This is a genomic window from Tolypothrix sp. PCC 7712, from assembly GCF_025860405.1.
In the GTDB taxonomy this organism is placed as follows: domain Bacteria; phylum Cyanobacteriota; class Cyanobacteriia; order Cyanobacteriales; family Nostocaceae; genus Aulosira; species Aulosira diplosiphon.
Map to the genome: position 1 here is coordinate 4,419,987 of NZ_CP063785.1, position 19,013 is coordinate 4,438,999.

At 39.2% G+C, this 19,013-nt stretch carries 16 protein-coding genes; 10 read left to right on the forward strand and 6 right to left on the reverse strand.

Going from position 1 to position 19,013, the window contains the following annotated elements; all coding sequences use genetic code 11:
• Positions 1-129: 129 nt before the first annotated feature.
• On the reverse strand, positions 130-1,344 hold the full coding sequence (locus HGR01_RS18275; protein WP_045868773.1) for an FIST N-terminal domain-containing protein: 1,215 nt from the start codon (positions 1,342-1,344) through the stop codon (positions 130-132).
• Between the two features lie 382 nt (positions 1,345-1,726).
• On the opposite strand from HGR01_RS18275, the gene HGR01_RS18280 reads away from it, so the two are divergent.
• The 5 genes from HGR01_RS18280 to guaA all read left to right on the forward strand — a co-directional run bounded on the left by HGR01_RS18280 (position 1,727) and on the right by guaA (position 6,748).
• Entirely contained in the window at positions 1,727-1,948 is a 222-nt protein-coding gene (locus HGR01_RS18280) for a Calvin cycle protein CP12 (RefSeq protein ID WP_045867466.1), read from the forward strand.
• 428 nt (positions 1,949-2,376) lie between these two features.
• Positions 2,377-2,973 carry a DUF3177 family protein gene (locus HGR01_RS18285; protein WP_045867467.1) on the forward strand — a complete coding sequence of 199 codons (597 nt, stop codon included), beginning with the start codon at positions 2,377-2,379 and terminating at the stop codon, positions 2,971-2,973.
• Positions 2,974-3,179: 206 nt separating this feature from the next.
• On the forward strand, positions 3,180-3,479 hold the full coding sequence (locus HGR01_RS18290) for a hypothetical protein (RefSeq protein WP_045867468.1): 300 nt from the start codon (positions 3,180-3,182) through the stop codon (positions 3,477-3,479).
• Between the two features lie 307 nt (positions 3,480-3,786).
• Positions 3,787-4,899 (forward strand): cobalt-precorrin-5B (C(1))-methyltransferase CbiD, encoded by a 1,113-nt coding sequence (gene cbiD, locus HGR01_RS18295; protein WP_194007837.1) that lies wholly within the window; start codon positions 3,787-3,789, stop codon positions 4,897-4,899.
• A 226-nt stretch (positions 4,900-5,125) separates the two neighbouring features.
• On the forward strand, positions 5,126-6,748 hold the full coding sequence (guaA, locus tag HGR01_RS18300; protein ID WP_045867470.1) for a glutamine-hydrolyzing GMP synthase: 1,623 nt from the start codon (positions 5,126-5,128) through the stop codon (positions 6,746-6,748).
• A gap of 153 nt (positions 6,749-6,901) precedes the next feature.
• Here guaA and HGR01_RS18305 read toward each other — a convergent pair whose 3' ends face one another.
• Together HGR01_RS18305 and HGR01_RS18310 are read right to left on the reverse strand one after the other, a co-directional pair.
• A complete protein-coding gene (locus tag HGR01_RS18305; RefSeq protein ID WP_045867471.1) occupies positions 6,902-7,807 on the reverse strand; it encodes a cation diffusion facilitator family transporter in 906 nt (301 codons plus the stop codon).
• A gap of 637 nt (positions 7,808-8,444) precedes the next feature.
• Positions 8,445-8,987: an SH3 domain-containing protein gene (locus HGR01_RS18310; protein ID WP_194007836.1), complete on the reverse strand. Its 543-nt coding sequence runs from the start codon at positions 8,985-8,987 to the stop codon at positions 8,445-8,447.
• Positions 8,988-9,442: 455 nt separating this feature from the next.
• Here HGR01_RS18310 and HGR01_RS18315 point away from each other — a divergent pair, with 455 nt between their 5' ends.
• On the forward strand, positions 9,443-10,324 hold the full coding sequence (locus HGR01_RS18315; RefSeq protein ID WP_045867474.1) for a TauD/TfdA family dioxygenase: 882 nt from the start codon (positions 9,443-9,445) through the stop codon (positions 10,322-10,324).
• 172 nt (positions 10,325-10,496) lie between these two features.
• Complete coding sequence (locus HGR01_RS18320; protein WP_045867475.1) at positions 10,497-11,663, forward strand: pyridoxal phosphate-dependent aminotransferase; 1,167 nt, start codon at positions 10,497-10,499, stop codon at positions 11,661-11,663.
• Between the two features lie 112 nt (positions 11,664-11,775).
• Here the strand turns inward: HGR01_RS18320 and HGR01_RS18325 are convergent, their stop codons facing one another.
• The 3 genes from HGR01_RS18325 to HGR01_RS18335 all read right to left on the reverse strand — a co-directional run bounded on the left by HGR01_RS18325 (position 11,776) and on the right by HGR01_RS18335 (position 14,414).
• Positions 11,776-12,963, reverse strand: a complete 1,188-nt coding sequence (locus tag HGR01_RS18325) for a glycosyltransferase (RefSeq protein ID WP_071989325.1) — start codon at positions 12,961-12,963, stop codon at positions 11,776-11,778.
• A 201-nt stretch (positions 12,964-13,164) separates the two neighbouring features.
• Positions 13,165-13,731, reverse strand: coding sequence for a Uma2 family endonuclease (locus HGR01_RS18330; RefSeq protein ID WP_045867477.1), 567 nt, complete (start codon positions 13,729-13,731; stop codon positions 13,165-13,167).
• 113 nt (positions 13,732-13,844) lie between these two features.
• Entirely contained in the window at positions 13,845-14,414 is a 570-nt protein-coding gene (locus tag HGR01_RS18335; RefSeq protein WP_045867478.1) for a pentapeptide repeat-containing protein, read from the reverse strand.
• 1,328 nt (positions 14,415-15,742) lie between these two features.
• Between HGR01_RS18335 and HGR01_RS18340 the strand changes: the two genes are divergently transcribed.
• From HGR01_RS18340 to HGR01_RS18350, 3 genes are all read left to right on the forward strand, one after another.
• Positions 15,743-17,029 (forward strand): proton extrusion protein PcxA, encoded by a 1,287-nt coding sequence (locus HGR01_RS18340; RefSeq protein WP_045868774.1) that lies wholly within the window; start codon positions 15,743-15,745, stop codon positions 17,027-17,029.
• A gap of 600 nt (positions 17,030-17,629) precedes the next feature.
• Positions 17,630-17,908 (forward strand): GlsB/YeaQ/YmgE family stress response membrane protein, encoded by a 279-nt coding sequence (locus HGR01_RS18345; RefSeq protein WP_045867479.1) that lies wholly within the window; start codon positions 17,630-17,632, stop codon positions 17,906-17,908.
• A gap of 308 nt (positions 17,909-18,216) precedes the next feature.
• A complete protein-coding gene (locus tag HGR01_RS18350; protein WP_045867480.1) occupies positions 18,217-18,906 on the forward strand; it encodes a manganese catalase family protein in 690 nt (229 codons plus the stop codon).
• Positions 18,907-19,013 lie beyond the last annotated feature (107 nt).

Here is a 19,013-nt window from a genome sequence, read left to right on the forward strand (position 1 = left end):
GGGAGATGAGGGGGATGAGGGAGATGAGGGGGATGAGGGGGATGAGGGAGACAAGGGGAGAAATTCCCATTACCAATTACCAATTACCAATTACCCCATGCCCAATGCCCAATGCCCCATGCCCCTATTTTAAATATCCAACGCCCGACAAATCCCAAATACTGAGGTGTAACCATGTAGGAAGGTGCTACCGGCAACGGGGCCGATTTCGCCGTTACAGAAAAAACCACCTACAGGGATATCTTTGATGTAGCGTCGAAATAACTCAGAATCAAAGTTGGGTTTGCCATATAGTCCTTCACCGCGTCCTACGCAAGCAAACATTAAAGCGGCGGTGGCTGAGGCTTCATCAGGATGTTGGCTTTGATACTGTTCTAGGAGAAATTCTAAATCGGTGGCAGAAGTTTCAGCATCACGTAGGTGAAATTGTAGCCTTTGACCCGGACGCACGCGATCGCCAATTGCGATCGCACCAGCTGAAGGATCTACTCCCAAAATCCCGCGAATTAAAAAGTCTCCCTGCTGCAAAGAAGGCTTAAACCCATCCATTGCTACACCGACAAACAAAGAATGTTGTGCTAACATTCGTTCTGTTTCGGTGAGGTTGGCAATCACTTCCCGCAATACTACTAGCGGCACTTGCTCATCTAGTTCCAAAATAATATTGCGTTCGGCTTTCGTTACCTGCATTGGTTCGCCAATGGGCCGACATCCTTGCGCCACAATGGTTTCTAGCACAATATTGCCACTCAAAGCCAATCCTACTGTACCTTCTCGATAGAGGCGATCGTTACAAAATAACGCCAAGCGACCACTCATACCCCCAGCACTAGCCTGTCCGCCAATGGTTACCGATCCCGGATAAGCAAAATCTAGCCCTTGTAGTAAATCGTTGATTCCTGATGAAAAGGAACCAGATAGCAAAATAAATTGCGGTGTCGGTGAAGGTGGGACACCAATTAAATCGATCCAAGCATCTGGTGAACTATCCAAATCTGGCAATTCTTCTGCCACAACGTGAAAGACTTGCAAATCCACCCCTGGTAAATGTGCCAAAGTCAAACTTAAAGCTGCTTCCGCTTCTAGTTCTTGGGTTTGTCCCATGTCTGTAGTGCCAATTACCCCACCACCACTGCAACCAATTAGCACAGGTACAGAAAGTTTCTCTGCTAGCAAAGGCAAAAGTCGGGAATACTCACTACCAAACGCCGACGAAATAAATACCAGCCCCAGATCCGGAGGCGCTGTTAACGACGAGACAGCCCTTTCTACCACCTCTGTGATTGCTGCTTCCAAAGAAGGACGGGTTGATAGGGCGTTTGCCCACTGCATTTGGTCTGCCATGAGTTTTAGGCTTTTTTCTCTCGTTGGGCTGGTTTTTTTGAGTTTTGTTCCTGGATATAATTTCATCCGACAAGAATTGAAGGCAATTAAATTTATCTCGCTTCAATGACCTGTCTATTCCAGAAAGCTAGGGTTGCTATTCCCTATTAGATTTATGCAATCTATTGTATGATTATACTTTTGTAGTACTGGCTATACAAAATCTTAAAAGATAAATATAGGTTTAGTATATCTGCCAGCGTTTATTGTATTAGTTATAGATCACCAAACTAAAACACTAACTTAACAGCTCAGTGGTTAGAATGGTGAAGTTAGCACAAAAAACTGCCATTTTTGACATTTTTCTATACTGGTATTAACACCACACAACGAGACTAAAGCTATGAGCGACATTCAAGAAAAAATCCAAGAAGAAGTAGAACAAGCCCGTACTGTCTGTGACATCTCAGGTAGCAATTCTGCCGAATGTGCCGCAGCTTGGGATGCAGTCGAAGAATTACAAGCTGAAGCTTCTCACCAACGTCAAAATAAACAAAAAAATTCTTTAGAACAGTACTGTGACGACAATCCAGAAGCAGCAGAATGCCGTCTTTATGATGACTAAAAAGTGAGTTGCTAAATTTTTTTCCTCTGACAGACAAGCAACCAAGACCTATTTACGGTTATCTTGTACCTTTACGCCAACCCCTGCCTAATGTTACGCCACTTGATATTTAATCATCCTGAAATTAAGGATAATTAGGGATTGATAGTGAGGCGTAGCAATTAAGAAGTTTTGTTCCTCAGCAAAAACTTCTACTAAAAATTAGGGATTTATGGGGGTGTAGCTGCCTTTAATCTTCAGGTATGTGTTAAAACTCTGCCGAAGATAGCTACAGGCTAGTGCAAGATAAAAGTTAAGGATCTTTGAGTTGCTTGTTTTTTTATTAGCTATCATGTGACAGTTATTAGCTAGTTAATAACTTATTAGATATCCTCAATATGGGTCATGATTCTTAGTTATGGTGTTGGATTTATATTCTGGTAAAAAATATGGGAAATAATGTTTGGTTTCGCCCGTTTGTTTGGTTAGATTTCAGATTAGCGTTGACTTTTATGGTAATTATTCCGCTAATTCTGTTAATTTGGGCATTTGTGCAGAAAGCAGAAGGAATACAACGCCTATTAACGATTTACTGGCGAGTATCGAGTATATTAGCGGTTACTGTTTACTTAATGATTGGGGGATTTGGGGTTAGTTTTCTCTCAGGATTGATGGGTCGCATTTTGATCCCTATTTCATTATGGTTTTGGGTAGACCTCAATGATGAAATCGAGTATCAAGCCAGTGGAGCGTTAAAATTAGTTTTTACCTCTTGGCGTTGGGCAATGACAATTTATGGTATTCTCGGCACGATCGCCTTGATTCCTTTTTTGGGTTGTGCTTTTTCCGAGGCTACCTTCAAAAGTCCATATTGTCGCGTTTGGTTAGAAGCCCCATCACTCTTTAAAGAATATTTCCATGCTAATAGTAAACCTGCGTTCCTCGGCTTTTTGGGGATCATGGGCTTAGTCTTTTATGTTCTCTACTTAAGCTACTTTGTATTAGTTAAGCTAGGTAAACAAGGCCGTTCCGCTACACAACAGTAATTACAGAAAGCATCAAGGATGAAGGAAAATATACATATACAGCAGATTCGATGTGTATGAGGTACAGCAAGTAATTGAAAAAAGTAATGAGTAATAAGTAATGAGTAATAAGTAAATTTCCTACTCATTACTCATCACTCATGATGTACCTCACCTACTTCAAAAGTGCTGTATAGTTCACTTTCATCCTTGAGCCGTCAGACTAGATGAAAAATTCCATTGGCAAGCGATTGGAACAATATACTGTTAAACGACCTCAAGAAGTCTTACTTGTAACGGTGGAAGTTGACAACGAGGAAGACCAAATTGCTATATTTAAAGGCTTTTCTAGTTCCTTAATGCGCCCAACTGCGTTTGATCCTGATATTCCTGTGCTACCAGACGACGCTAAAATTATCAGTATTGATCGAGTGGCTAACCCTTACAATCCAGAGTCGCCTCGTTATATTCAACAAGGCCTATCCTGGGAAGATATGCAAGCTGTATTATTAAAAGTAGGAATTTAATTTACAATTCGTAAATATTCATTCACAAGTCGTTACGTTTGGGGTTTGCATCCCTAAGCGTAACGCCACTGTCTCTATTTGATTGGGAAATTGCACCCAACCTATCTAAGAGAGATAGTGCAAACTTGGACTCGCTATTGCTGTAAGCTATTCTGCTTTTAAGTTGCACAATTAATCGTGAGGACTGTTGACGGTTGACCGTTGACAGTTAACAGCCCTGATTTAGTAGTTATGCAATTTAGACGCGCATTAGCTTAACTACGAATTACGAATTACGAATTCATAACTATTGTTGACTTTCCCCATGATCCGTTCTGGATATACTCTTCCCGTCTTTGCTTGTGCTTCTGCCGTTGCAGCTTTACATTGGTTACGTCATCATCAACCTGTCAATGTAGTAGCAGTAGATTTAATTGAACCAGCGCAAATCACTGAAATCCCCATTGAACAGGTAGCCGGATTATCAGACAACATGGCTTTGGCAATTACCCGCAGCGATCCGGGTGATAATCTCGATCTGACTAAAAATACTCCGATTTGGGCATTGGTGGAATGGCACCAAGGAGAAGGGGAGACGGTAATAATTAAAGGAGGAGAAGGAATTGGGAAGCAGTTAAATGCTGATGGTAAAGCGGCGATTTATGGTTACGCGCAGAAACTCTTGCAAGAGAACTTAAGCCGACTGTTAGCACCAGAAGAAAAAATTACAGTCACAATCATTTTACCTGCTGGGCGATCGCTTGCTGCTCGTACTTCTAACTCGGCTTTTGGGGTAGTGGAAGGACTTTCGCTATTGGGAACTACAGGAATTTCCCAACCTTTAAGTTCTCCTGAACAACTGACAGCTTTTTTGGCAGATTTACAAAAGAAAGCCAGTCAATTTGACAGTTTGGTATTTTGTATTGGCGAGAATGGCTTAGATATAGCACGCCAAATCGGTATAAATCCCGAACAGCTAGTAAAAACAGCTAACTGGATTGGGCCAATGTTAGTGGAAGCTGATAATTTGGGTGTTAAAGAAATCTTATTGTTTGGGTATCATGGAAAACTCATGAAATTGGCAGGAGGGATTTTTCATACCCATCATCATCTTGCTGATGGACGCAGAGAAATTCTCAGTACCTACTGTAGTTTAGCTGGATTGTCGCAGCCAGATATACAAACAATTTTTGCTAGCCCAACTGCAGAAGCTGCACTAACTCACCTCCGTCATCTAGATACGACAACAGGAAGTGATTGGGTAAATCAAGTTTACAGCGCGATCGCAGAGGCTATCGACTCCCGTTCCCAAGAATATATCCGCAGTCACAGCAGTAGAGATACATCAGCTACAGCCTGTGGTTCGGTACTTTTTGATCGCGATCGCAAAATTATCGTAAAGAGCAAAACTGCTTGTATGTTATCCGGAAAATTATGTTAACTTAATATGAATAATCATTAATAATCCAAATAAATAGCTTTTTCGGTATCAACTCTAGGGTATTTTTTTCTTTTTAATACCAAGCCTTATCGGCTAAACAGACGCGCTTAAACAGCGGGCCTGTGATGGATTTATTTACCATTACACGAAACCTGGAACGGGCAGAAATAATGGTAGTTCTTAGACTACAGAGCGACTTACTCCTAACAGACACACTCTCGCCATCATGAATACAGCGGTGACTCTACTCACAGAACAAGCACCCCAATCTACTGAAACCTGGGGACAGCTTAATCGCCAAATAATTGTAATTTTAGACTTCGGCTCACAATATTCGGAGCTAATTGCCCGTCGCATCCGTGAGACGCAAGTATACTCCGAAGTTCTGTCCTATCGTACTTCAGCTGAACAATTACGGCAACTCAATCCGAAAGGAATTATTCTGTCTGGTGGCCCAAGTTCAGTTTATGGAGAGAATGCACCCCATTGTGACCCAGAAATTTGGAATTTAGGTGTTCCCATTTTGGGAGTCTGCTATGGAATGCAATTGATGGTAAACCAGCTAGGTGGGTTAGTAGAAAAGGCTGATCGCGGTGAGTATGGTAAGGCATCATTATATATAGATGATCCCACAGATTTACTAACTAATGTGGACGAAGGCACCACAATGTGGATGAGTCATGGCGACTCAGTCACAAAAATGCCTCCAGGATTTGAACTTTTAGCCCATACAGACAATACTCCTTGTGCAGCGATTGCTGACCACGAAAGAAAACTGTATGGTGTACAGTTCCATCCAGAAGTAGTGCATTCTTTGGGTGGATTGGCATTAATTCGCAACTTTGTTTACCATATCTGCGACTGCGAACCTACCTGGACTACAGCCGCTTTTGTAGAAGAAGCTGTACGCGAAATTCGCGCCAGAGTTGGTGATAAGCGAGTGCTGTTAGCGCTTTCTGGTGGGGTTGATTCTTCTACCTTGGCTTTCTTATTACATAAAGCCATTGGCGATCAACTCACTTGTGTGTTTATCGATCAAGGCTTTATGCGGAAGTATGAGCCAGAAAGATTAGTGAAGCTATTCCAAGAGCAATTTCATATTCCTGTAGAGTATGTTAACGCACGCGATCGCTTCCTCAACATGATGGAAGGTGTCACCGATCCCGAAGAAAAGCGTCGCCGCATCGGCCATGAATTTATTCGCGTATTTGAAGAAACATCCAAACGCCTTGGTCACTTTGATTATTTAGCTCAAGGTACCCTGTATCCTGACGTAATTGAATCGGCTGATACCAACGTCGATCCCCAAACTGGCGAACGAGTAGCCGTCAAAATTAAGAGTCATCATAATGTTGGCGGATTACCCAAAGATTTACGCTTCAAACTAGTAGAACCATTGCGGAAACTCTTTAAAGATGAAGTTCGCAAAGTTGGGCGTTCTATTGGTTTACCGGAAGAAATCGTGCAACGCCAACCTTTCCCTGGCCCTGGTTTGGCAATTCGGATTCTCGGTGAAGTGACAGCCGAAAGATTAAATATCTTGCGCGATGCTGATTTAATTGTGCGGCAAGAAATTAATCAACGTGGTTTGTACAATCAAGTTTGGCAAGCATTCGCAGTGTTGCTACCAATTCGTAGTGTCGGCGTGATGGGCGATAAACGTACCTACGCTTACCCCATCGTCTTACGGATTGTCACCAGCGAAGATGGGATGACAGCAGATTGGGCGCGGATACCTTACGATATTTTAGAAGTAATTTCTAACCGCATTGTTAATGAAGTGAAAGGTGTCAACCGAGTAGTGTATGACATCACCTCCAAGCCGCCTGGAACCATCGAGTGGGAATAAGTCAGTACTGAGTACTGAGTTGGAGAGACGCGATTAATCGCGTCTGTACAAGAGTGATGAGTTTGTAGCTGTTTCAACTACAAACTCATCATTTTGTTTTGGGAAATTTATCAGCGTTTATCTGCGTGTATCGGCGGCTAATTTTCTCTACATTCATCCCTTCACTTCTGATTCAAAAGTAATTGTCTCAGATTGGTAAGCTGGAGGTTCGACATGGATGAGAATTCTTACCGGACGGAAACGTTCTTCTAGTAGCCTTTCTACTTCTTCGGTAATGCGGTGGGCGGTTTCTACATCTGTAGCATCGACAATTAAATGCATTTCCATAAAGACTTGACGGCCGAGAACTCCACGAGAAGCAATGTCATGACAATTAATGACTCCCGGAACCGAAAGCGCGATCGCATGGATTGCTTCTGGTGCGATCGCCATTTCATCTACTAAGGAAGGTAAATTATCTTTTAAAACTGACCAACCACTCCAAAAAACTAACAAAGCAACAGGAAAAGCTAAGACTACATCTAGCCATTGGTAACCTAACCACACGCCAATCAAACCGCCAATCACAGTAATGGTTACCCACACATCACTCATGGTATGTGTAGCATCAGCAATTAAAATTGGACTACCTACTCGCTTCCCTTCATTGCGTTCGTAGAAAGTCACAAAAATATTCACACCTAGCACAATTAGTAATAACCATAATTCTGCTGCTGAGATGGTTACAGGTTGACCACCTTTGAGAATTCTCTCAACTGCGCCTTGGAGAATTTCAAAACAAGCAATTCCTAAAAAAGCAGAAATTCCCAAAGCACCGACAGCTTCAAATTTTTGGTGTCCATAGGGATGTTCGCGATCGGGTTTTGGAGAAGAAAACTTACTAGTAACCAAGCCTAAAACATTGTTGGCGCTATCAGTAACACTATGTAAAGCATCAGCTAATAAGCTTAAAGAGCCTGTAGAGTAACCCACTACTGCTTTTAATGCCATCACAAACAGGTTTAGCAGTAGGGTAATAATTAAAACCTTTCGCACCACTGCGCGGTTATCGTACGTCATAAATAATTTTTACATCAGATTCTACGTTTTATCATTAAAACTTAAAACACAAGTAATAAGTATCAAACTATTACCCAGTAAGAAATACATCTCTCTACAGACTAAATTTTTTTATTTATTTTATTGAGATTATTTATAATTAAGATTTGCCAAAAGCTTGATATTTATGATGATTTTTTATTTGTTTAATAGCTAATAATTGGCATCTAAAAATTTTTATATTTTTTCTTCTATGACTTTTTGAGTAGTCAAGCAATGTTGGATTTTGGATGAGCCCGACTAGTACCGCAAGGCGGAATTCAAAATTCAAAATTCAAAATTCAAAATTAAGACAGAGTAAGCGTTTTGCGGATTTTGAATGGTCTGTTTATTTACGCCTTGTTGTACTAGTCGCTGATGGTAGGGTCATACCACAATACAGTTTGATTGATTTGTCAGTTGTGGAACCAGCTAGCTCAATTGGGGGAGAATCCCCCAAACCCCCTCCAAAATTATTGTTTTTGTTGTCAATTTATTTTGTAACTGAACTGTATTGGGTTATGTCGTTGCAAAAATGCCAATCAATTTATAAATTTGGCAGGTTAGCTAAGATTCTCGACTTGTTCAAAAAGTCGAGAATCTGATTTTCGCTCAGGTATTAAGAACAACTGGTCAAAGCTGCTCCACATTGGTCTTCTCTTACCAACCAACCGTTAACACCTTTATATTGCACCAGCGCCCAGCCTCCCTGACAGCCTAATAATTTGACGCTGGTGTTAGGTGGAACTCTGACTATGACTTTACTTTTGGCACTAGTTTTGGCGTACAGCTTCACGCCTTTAGTACCGTAACCTCTGGTTGATAAGCCTAACTTGGGCAAAGATACCCAACCAGTTCCTTTAAAACCGCTACTAGCATTGGTAATCTTGGCCCAATTTCCTAATACAGCCACAACCTGAACAGTTTCATTAACAGGCACTTGTCCTAAAATTTTATTGTTGGTGCTGGTTCCACTCCGCACGTTTAATGTTTGCCCATCTGAAACATCAACATAGGCAAATAAATTACACTTTGTCGGATTTTTTGATTTAGCTAAGGCTATTTGATCAGCTATGCCAGTATTGATAGCTATAGTAGTACACATAAGTGCTAAACCTGTAGCTAGCTTCAAGACTTGATTTTTCACTTTATTTATCCTCATCTGCTTCGGTTTGAGAGGATGTCTGAAAACCTTTTGGTCTTGTATTCAAGACTTGTAGATCCTCCTAAATCCCCTTAGCAAGGGGGACTTGAGATGCTTCACCCTTTTTTAAGGGGAGCTAGCGTCATAGGCGGGTTTCCCGACTTGAGATGACTGGCGTGGGCTAGGGGGAATCAGTCGTAATATTTCATACTTCTCAGACATCCTCTGAAGACACCAATATTAATACGGGTGTCCTATGAATAGCTCATATCTTAACTGATAAATTTCAGATGTAATTAACGACTACAAACCTTAAATTAGAGTTAATTTCGCTAACTTTAATTTATATGAATTCTCCTTACTTCTTCACCAGCAAGTGCAATAAGCTAGTTAACTTTGAGCAAACCAATTCTGTCAAAAGCATAGTTTTTAGAGAAAATCAAGAATAAGTTACTCAACTTTGGTTAATTATTATGAACATCAAAATCCAACCAATCTCAAACAGCATGGGTCAACAAATTATTAATACTGGCAATCATAGTATTGGGGAATTATCACGGGAGGAAATTATTAGTTTATTTAAAGAGTATGGAGCCTTGCTGTTTAGAGGATTTGCAAATAATGTCGAAATTTTTAAAGAATTTAGCAACTCATTAAGTACTGATTTTATGGATTATGCTGGCGGAGTATTTCAGCGCCGCATTATTAATGGCGATAAGACAGTTTTAAGCGTTAACAATTTTAAATCGGCGATTAAATTGCATGGTGAGATGTATTATCAAAAGCATATCCCACTGATGTTGTGGTTTTTCTGCGCTCATCCAGCATCAGCAAAGGGAGAAACAACAATATGTGATGGCAGACAATTCTATAATGAGCTGAGTAGCGCTACCAAAGATTTATTTAGCAAAAATCATATCAAGTTTACTGCCCATCTATCTGAAGCAGAATGGCAGAAACAATACAAAACTGAAGATGTGAATCAAGTAGCAGCAATATGTGAACTTAATGATACGCGTTTAACTATTTACCAAGATAATTCAATATTAACTGAGTATATTCGTCCAGCAATTATACCGAGTAGCTGCGGCAAATATCAGGTATTTATTAATAGCCTATTACCCGGTAAACATTTATATCCAGAACGGCTAAGATTTGCCGATGATTCAGATATCTCCGATACAGTTATGTCTGAACTTAATGAAATAGCTGAGAGATTAACTACGGAAATTTCTTGGCAAAAAGGCGATATTTTAATGATTGATAATACAAGAATTCTTCATGGTAGAAGAGCTTTTGATGATGAGAGGCGAGATGTTTATATCAGGCTATGTGCCCCAGCTTTTTCAATCTAAAGTCAAGCGCTGCGATAAATTAGCATCTTGGTAAAAATATTTACCGACTAAACTATCAACAAAATGATCAAATTTGTCAAATAGACCAGCTAAGGAATATTGAAAAGTCAATTCTCGATCAAGATTGTGGGATATTGTTAAATAGGTTAGAGATTCGCCAAATAAATTAAGAATGAAGCTGGCAGCAAGAGTAAGTCAGGTAACACCCTCTTTAACCTTAGCGATCGCAGCTAAAGCTAAGGCAATGAAAGCAGAGGGTGTGGACGTTTGTAGTTTTAGCGCTGGAGAACCAGATTTTGACACTCCAGCCCATATCAAAGCAGCAGCAGCAAAGGCTTTGGATGAAGGCAAGACCAAATATGGCCCAGCCGCTGGAGAACCAAAGTTAAGGGAAGCGATCGCCCGTAAGCTGAAAGCTGATAATGGTCTAGATTATAAAGCAGAAAATGTTATCGTCACCAATGGCGGTAAGCATTCTCTCTACAATTTGATTGTGGCTTTAATCGATCCAGGTGATGAAGTCATTATCCCGGCTCCCTACTGGTTAAGTTATCCCGAAATGGTAACTTTGGTAGGTGGAGTTCCGGTAATTGTCCCCACAGATGCTTCGACGGGTTATAAAATTACGCCGGAACAACTCCGCAAGTCGATTACGCCCAAAACAAAGTTATTTGTCCTCAACTCTCCATCTAACCCCACCGGGATGGTGTACACGCCAGCAGAAATTAAAGCACTGGCGGAAGTAGTAGTTGATGCAGATATCTTTGTTGTCTCTGACGAGATTTACGAAAAAATTCTCTACGACGGTGCGGAACATATCAGCATTGGTTCTTTAGGGAAGGAAATTTTTGCCCGTACCTTAATCAGTAACGGCTTTGCCAAAGCTTACTCGATGACAGGGTGGCGACTTGGCTATTTAGCGGGGCCAGTGGAAATCATCAAAGCCGCAAGCACCATTCAAGGGCATAGTACATCTAACGTTTGTACCTTTGCTCAATATGGGGCGATCGCAGCTTTAGAAAGTTCCCAAGACTGCGTAGAAGAAATGCGCCAAGCCTTCGCCAAACGGCGACAGGTAATGTTAGACAGACTCAACGCCATTCCCGGATTGAGTTGTCCCAAACCTGACGGTGCTTTTTATCTTTTCCCCGACATCAGCAAAACTGGTCTAAAATCCCTAGAATTCTGTGATGCACTCATTGAAGAACATCAAGTTGCAGTAATTCCCGGTATTGCCTTTGGTGCTGATAAGAACATTCGCCTTTCCTACGCCACTGACATGGCCACCATTGAAAAGGGAATGGATAGATTGGAGAAGTTTGTACGGAGTCGGATTTAGGAATGGGGACTGGGTAATGGAGAATGGGAAATGGGGAATGGGAAATGGGGAATGGGGAATAATAATTTCTCCTTGTTCCCTTTACCCTTTACCCCTTACCCTTTACCCCTACTCAAATCAACCCCATCTCTTGCAAACCCTGGCGGAGTCTCTTGGCTTCTTCAGGGTTATGCTGTTGGTGTAGGGCGATCGCATTTTTAAATGCTGTGACGCTGGCTTGAACATTGCCTACTTTGAGCTGTACTACTCCTAAATTTTGATAAGCTTCGGCATAGCTGGGGTTTAACTTGATGGCTTTTTGGTAACAGGCGATCGCATCTGTAAATAAACCTAAAGCTTTAAATGTCATTCCTAAGTTGTAATGTCCGCTAGCAAAATTCGGGTCAATTTTTAAAGTGGTTTCGTAAGCTTTCCTGGCATTTTTTAAATCTCCTGCTGCTTTGAGTAAATTACCCAAATTGTTATATGCTCCCAATTTTAAAATTGGATAAATTGGTAATTTGATTGCAGCTTGATAGTGGGCGCTAGCTTGTTGAGGATTTTGTAAGCGATTGTAGGCAATGCCTAAATGATAATGGAGTTCGTATAAAATTTCGTAGTTTTCTTCACTTGTCCTTACGCCTCTTTTGAGTAATTCTATACCTTCTTTAATTTTGCCAGTTTCTACATACAAGGCTCCCAACTTACTACAAACGTAAGGATCTTCAGGATGAGCTTTGAAAAACTCTTCCATTGCGGCTTGGGCTTTGGCGTGTTTATTACCTTGGGCGATCGCAGTTTTTTGATATCCTTTATGTAAAATTGCTACTCCTTGTAAATAACCAATTTGCCAGTGTGGTTCTTTCTTGATAATTTCTGATACACTATCATCAACTAAGGCATGATAAGGACGGGAAAACTGAATATCTGGATGTTTACGAAAAAGTCTAGAAACTAAAGAATAAGGGGACTGTTCTGCGCCTACTTCATGTCGCACAAGGTTGATTAATAAATATTCTTCACTTTGAATTGCTGAGTGAATTTGCGGTACAATTTCTGGAGTTAGTGTCTCATCTGCATCTAACACTAAAATCCAATCGCCTGTGACATATTTTAAAGCTTCATTGCGCGCGATACTAAAGTTATTGTTCCATTGAAAATGATGTACTTTAGCACCATGTGCTTTAGCGATTTCTGGAGTGCGATCGCTAGAACCTGTATCTAAAACTACAATTTCATCAACGACATTTTTCACACTGCTGAGGCATTTAGGCAGTGTTGCTGCTTCATTTTTGACGATCATGCACAGGCTCAAATTCATAATTCAAATTACAGCAGTCTAATGATTTCAGAATTCTGACATATCTTGCTAGCGACTGTGTAATTTTGAGTGCCTGTTTGTCATTTGTTATTTGTCAATTGTCATTTGGTAGTTGGTAATTGGAATTTTTCCCCTTGTCTCCCTGCCTTTTACCTTTTCCCAGTCCCCAGTCCCTAGTTCCCAATCCCCAGTCCCTAATTTCTACACGAATAGTCGTGCTACAGGACAAACAAAATTTGGCAGCAGAGGTGAAGACAGTTCGTCTGTTGTCAGTAATGTTGCTACTAATTTGAGAACAGCTTTTTCTCGGCGATACACCTCAACCTGTTGTAATTGCCAATTCAAAATCCAATATTCTTGCACTCCTCTAGAACCATATAATTTTAGTTTTACTTCGCGGTCTCTTCGTTCGTTCTCTGTTCCAGAAGAAAGAACTTCTACAACTAATTCTGGTGCGCCTGTTAAATGTCCTTGACTATCAAGTAAAATTGCTAGGCGTTCTTTGCTGATCCAAACCACATCAGGAATTACATTATCTGCATCGGTGAAAATAATCCCTGGAGTAGGGACAGCCTCACCAAGCCCGGTTGAGATTGACCAAGTTCTTAATTCTGCACAAATATTTGCAGTGGCTTTTTGATGTCCCCAATGCGGTGCCCTGGTCACAAATAATTCTCCATCAATAATTTCGTAGCGATTGCCGTTATCTGGCAACAACTCTAAGTCCGCGCTTGTCCAATGTACCCTTTCATCAATGGTTTGGCTCATACGAACCCCGTAGAAATTACTACTATTATAATGATGGCGCGATCGCGCTTTTGTCACTCATAGCAAACAGCGATCGCTTATATCTAGTGTGACAAAATATTAAGTTGGCATTTTTATAAATGAATGAAACCATCAGGCATGATAGTTCCTGTCAAAAATGTTTCGCTCATATCTGTAGCATAGAGATTTGCTCCGGTTAAGTTTGCTTCACTCAAGTTTGCTTCACTTAAATCGGCTCCTGTTAAATCCGCCCACTGCAAATCTGCTTTCCACATCCTCACTCCACCCATTTTGGCTCCACTTAAATTAGCACCTTGTAAGTTGGCTGCACTCAGTGATGCCATGTGCAAATTAGCATCACACAAGTCTGCATCATTGAGAGACGCGCCACTGAGATCCGATTCATTTAAATTTGCAGTTGTCAGTGCAGCTTGGCGTAAATCAGCACCACTGAGAATGACTTCTGATAAATTCGCTCTATGTAGTTTCGCTCCTCTAAGATTCGCCTGGCTTAAATTAGCTCCACTCAAAGATGCACCTGAGAGGTTAGCGCCACTTAGGTTAACTCTGCCAAAATCTACACCACCTAAATTAGCTCCCCGCAGATCTGCTTCTGGTAATTCTATGCCGTGAAAGCTTCTTTCTCCGGCTGCATACCTAGCTAGAAGTTCTTTAACATCCATGATTTTCGGTTTTCAGTAATTTAATGGGAACACTTAGTTTATTAGCGAAAAATCTTGTATTTTAACCACTACCATAAGGTTAAATTACGTAGCATAATTCACTTCATTATTGTTACCAAAAGAGTTGGAAAATTTTAGTTACCAGAGAAAATAAAACTAATCTGTTTAATTATTTTACAGCCAGAAATCATGCCTGAATATTGACATTTTGCAGAGAAACACTAACTTAATATTGCTTAATCAAACAACAATTAGCTTGTCTATTGATTTAAGCAATACCAGCATTCTGCTAAATAATAGTTAATCAAAATTAACCAAAAATCACCTATTTCGGTAATCAGATTTGCTAGGCGGGTATATGCAATTAAATGAATAATAGCATTTTGCAATGGTCATAGAATAACTATGGAGAAGATAATACTAAATTATGATGATAGCTATTATGTAATTGCAATATTCTGTAAAAGATGCCAATATTAGTCTCTTAAATATACCAATTTATTAAATCGACTTGACAAGTAATCTTATTTTTGTAAGCATCTGCAACTTGATGATACAGGATATTTTAAATTAGCAAATCTTACGTACTAGCATTAACTTTACTGACGCTGAATACATCTATGTCATAGTATTGACACAGTATTCACACAGAATATACATAAGATTGTAATACAAATTTAATAGGTGTAAAAGCTCACAAAAAACTCAGGTGCTATTGATTGCTAAGTCACAAATGCAAATAAATTAGTTATAAGCATCTATCTGAAGATAGGGCTATTGATGTTAAGTGGAGAATATGAGTAAAATTCTAACTACTTAGAAAGGTAGCATTGTATTTTGGCAAATACTGAGATAGAAACCATCTGTAGTTTTTGTGAAGCCAGGTACAGTTTATATCCTGATATGTCTATTATTCGTTCTTTTTCAATGCAATTATTTTTACTTATCAAACTGAATTCTTATATCATAAAATCAGCTATTGTTAATGCTGGCAATAATATTCAATTATCTATCTTCACACCAACCGCTAACAGGTGTAAACTCATAACAAATAGTTTATGTAATCTACCAAAAGCTACTAGTACAACAAGGCAAAAGTAAAAAGTGAGCCAGTGCGGTGGACGGGTTCCCCGGCATAAAGCAACTGGCGAACTCCGTAGGAGTAAAAAGTAAAAAGAAAGAATAGTTATAGCACAAGTCTTTTAGCAATTACAGATGGTCTGTTGATTTACGCCGACTTGTACTAGCAACATTTTACCGCAATTATTGATTAATATAGTTGGTAGCTAATCTTAGTACCTTGACTCAATATATAGAAAATGTCTGCAATGAAATCCTCGTTTATTACCAAAAATGCAGGTTTATTACGCCAAAAAATTAGAGATTATATCCTAACAGTACGGCAATGGTTCGTTTCGACACCAGAAAGGGCACTTTTAGAAGCTTACGAAGCTGCTCAGATAATTAGAAATATTGAAGTTGAGCATTTTGGCGGTCAAAAAATTTCTAATTCTTCAGGGAATTATACTGCAAATGTAATGTCTTATTGGGAAGGGTACTTAAATAAAAATTTAACTATTATCAATATCAAAATAGCAGAGTTCCGCGTCAGCCGTTCAATGTTGGAGATGGCTAATAGTAGAATTTTAGAAAAGCTGCAATTTATTGATGATGTTATAGCTAAGTATACTCCTAGAACTGAACAAATTAATATTAGTGATATTGTCAAAAGTTCTGAGCCACTGACTATTGATAATAATATAGCAACTCAACCAGTAAAACCATCTAATAATAGAGTTAATCAAGTTCCTAATTTAAACCAAAAGACAGGAGTATTGCCCAGGTCTTTTGGCAGGACAATTAACAAAATAAAAACTGATTTATCGCCTCAAGCAGAAGCAGAATTTATTAGAAATTATCAGCGTTCTAGAAATAGAACTAGAACTGCATTGAGATTTTTTCTAATTTTAATTCTTGTGCCTCTATTAACCCAACATTTCTCCAAACAGCTATTTATAAATCCTCTAGTTGAAAGAGCTAGAGGAGAACGCACTACTCAGATTTTTATCAACTCTGACATGGAAGAAAAAGCTTTACATGAATTAAAGAGTTTTGAAAGTAAACTTAAATTTGAGAGTTTATTACAGGAAGCACCTGCACTTTCGCCTGAGGGAATCAGAGAGAAAATTCAAGAAAAAGCGATTGAGATAGCAGAGGAATTTAACCATGAAAGTAATAGCGCTATCAGTAATGTATTTGCTGATTTAATTTCACTCGTTGCTTTTGCTATTGTAGTTGCTACAAGCAAAAGAGAAATTGCCATTGTTAAGTCTTTTATCGACGATATTGTTTATGGACTTAGTGATAGTGCTAAGGCTTTTTTAATTATTTTGTTTACCGATATATTTGTCGGATTTCACTCACCACATGGCTGGGAAGTTCTGCTAGAAGGCTTTGCAGAACATTTAGGATTACCAGCCAATGAAAGTGCAATATATTTATTTATTGCTACATTTCCAGTAATTTTGGATACGATATTTAAATACTGGATATTCCGATATCTAAGCCGCTTATCGCCTTCTGCACTAGCTACGATGAAAGAAATGAATGAGTAGGATCAATGCAAAATTCAAAATTAAGCAACTGTGACAGAATATATTAGCTTAACATCCTATGAATATTTGATGATGAATTGGTGCGTCGCTATACGACAACATACCCTACAGACAAAACACTATACATTAGATAAATGAACTGAGAATAATTAGGATTTTAAAAATCATTTAGATGTAATTAAATTTTATTACTGCTGTAATGATTAAAAAATCAGGTATTTATCTTAGAGGAGATTTGTCAAGCAGTCCAACATCTTTTTCGGTACGTTAGCGATAGCGTAACGCACCCTACTTTATAAATCATCTCTTATTTAAAGCATCTATATAAAGATAGAGATAGAGCTTATCTCTAAAGATATAAATATATTCAGAACTGATTTTTTGATTTGATAGAAAGCTTTAATGAAAGTATATTTAATGCTGAAAAATAAAATTTGATATTGCTCGGAGAAAATTATCATATATAAAATCAGAAATTATTGAAAAATATATCAATTTATATCTATCTTTCGGTTGTGGCTTTTCCTTCAAGTGGTAGAAACATTGTTGAGTTTTTCTGGATAAATTGAATTTAAACCAGATGACTTCTGTGAGGAACTCATGAATATTATTGCTTGGGTAATATTAGGACTTCTAGCTGGTGCGATCGCAAAAGCAATTTATCCAGGTTATCAGGGTGGCGGAATTCTTTCGACAATGGTATTAGGTATTGTCGGCGCTTTCATTGGTGGTAGTCTGTACACACTTTTGCAAACAGGAACTCTACAACTTACCGCTGCTGGTACTGGTTTCAGTCTTACAGGTCTATTTATAGCTGTAATTGGTGCAATTATTGCTATTTATTTATGGGGACTATTGAGCAGAAGCAGTAGAGTCTAATTAAAATCCTCAGGACAATGATTCTTGTGATTTTCTAGTCTGAGGCGTAATCTAAATTCGTTACGAAATTACGAAGGATTTTCAACTCGGAATTTGGTTTGGATCAAAGGTGAAAGGGTAAGGTTTAAAGGTTTTTTATTGCCTTTTTCCCCCTTCCTCTTGTACCCTTAACCGACAAATATTGGGGGGCAATCTAGATTTTAAGGTGTGAGTCTGTAGCGTTATTTTAGGAATTTGTATCAGTGGTAGCTGGTAATAATTCTAAATCAATCCATTGACCAAATAATTGTTTCAGGAAGCAGGAAAAAATGTTTTTTCATAAAAAAGAACCGATTCATGTAGTAAACGTTAGCGATTCTAATCCTAGGTTTGCTCAATTACTTCTAGAACAGTTTGGTGGAGCAACAGGAGAACTTACAGCTGCACTACAATACTGGGTGCAATCTTTTCATGTCGAAAATGCTGGCATTAAAGATATGCTTCAAGATATTGCAATTGAAGAGTTTAGCCATTTAGAAATGGTAGGTAAACTCATCGAAGCTCATACTAAAAATACCGATCAAACCGAGGCTTATAAAAGTACTCTCTTTGCGATTCGGGGAATTGGCCCGCACTTTTTAGATAGTCAAGGTAGTGCTTGGACTGCAAATTACATCAATGAAGGTGGAGATGTCGTGCGTGATTTGCGAGCTAATATTGCAGCTGAAGCTGGAGCACGTCAGACTTACGAAGAGTTGATTAAGCTAGCGACAGATGATGGTACTAAACAAACTTTAGTACATCTATTAACCAGAGAAATTTCTCATACGCAAATGTTTATGAAAGCGTTAGATTCTCTGGGTAAATTGACAGATCCCTTATTTGGGAATATTCAACCAGATGAAACTGTTGCTCTCTACTACAACCTATCTACAAATGGTAGTCAAGATGAGCGTGGCCCTTGGAATTCTGAGCCAACATTCAAATACATTGCCGATCCTCTGCAAAAGCATTCCTAATTAACTGATATCAATTCTTGATGAAGCTGCATAGATTGAGAACCCACCTTTTTTAAGGGTGGAAGCAAAAAACATCTATCAAAGTTACCCTTAAAAAGAGGAATTTA

Bases quoted from the DNA above. Each gene is read 5' to 3' on its own strand.
- HGR01_RS18310 (WP_194007836.1), bottom strand. From the start codon at position 8,987: ATGAGGATAAATAAAGTGAAAAATCAAGTCTTGAAGCTAGCTACAGGT.
- HGR01_RS18290 (WP_045867468.1), top strand. From the start codon at position 3,180: ATGAAAAATTCCATTGGCAAGCGATTGGAACAATATACTGTTAAACGA.
- HGR01_RS18340 (WP_045868774.1), top strand. From the start codon at position 15,743: ATGAAATCCTCGTTTATTACCAAAAATGCAGGTTTATTACGCCAAAAA.
- HGR01_RS18275 (WP_045868773.1), bottom strand. From the start codon at position 1,344: ATGGCAGACCAAATGCAGTGGGCAAACGCCCTATCAACCCGTCCTTCT.
- HGR01_RS18330 (WP_045867477.1), bottom strand. From the start codon at position 13,731: ATGAGCCAAACCATTGATGAAAGGGTACATTGGACAAGCGCGGACTTA.
- HGR01_RS18285 (WP_045867467.1), top strand. From the start codon at position 2,377: ATGGGAAATAATGTTTGGTTTCGCCCGTTTGTTTGGTTAGATTTCAGA.
- HGR01_RS18280 (WP_045867466.1), top strand. From the start codon at position 1,727: ATGAGCGACATTCAAGAAAAAATCCAAGAAGAAGTAGAACAAGCCCGT.
- HGR01_RS18305 (WP_045867471.1), bottom strand. From the start codon at position 7,807: ATGACGTACGATAACCGCGCAGTGGTGCGAAAGGTTTTAATTATTACC.
- HGR01_RS18315 (WP_045867474.1), top strand. From the start codon at position 9,443: ATGAACATCAAAATCCAACCAATCTCAAACAGCATGGGTCAACAAATT.
- HGR01_RS18335 (WP_045867478.1), bottom strand. From the start codon at position 14,414: ATGGATGTTAAAGAACTTCTAGCTAGGTATGCAGCCGGAGAAAGAAGC.
- HGR01_RS18345 (WP_045867479.1), top strand. From the start codon at position 17,630: ATGAATATTATTGCTTGGGTAATATTAGGACTTCTAGCTGGTGCGATC.
- guaA (WP_045867470.1), top strand. From the start codon at position 5,126: ATGAATACAGCGGTGACTCTACTCACAGAACAAGCACCCCAATCTACT.
- HGR01_RS18325 (WP_071989325.1), bottom strand. From the start codon at position 12,963: ATGAATTTGAGCCTGTGCATGATCGTCAAAAATGAAGCAGCAACACTG.
- HGR01_RS18320 (WP_045867475.1), top strand. From the start codon at position 10,497: ATGAAGCTGGCAGCAAGAGTAAGTCAGGTAACACCCTCTTTAACCTTA.
- HGR01_RS18350 (WP_045867480.1), top strand. From the start codon at position 18,217: ATGTTTTTTCATAAAAAAGAACCGATTCATGTAGTAAACGTTAGCGAT.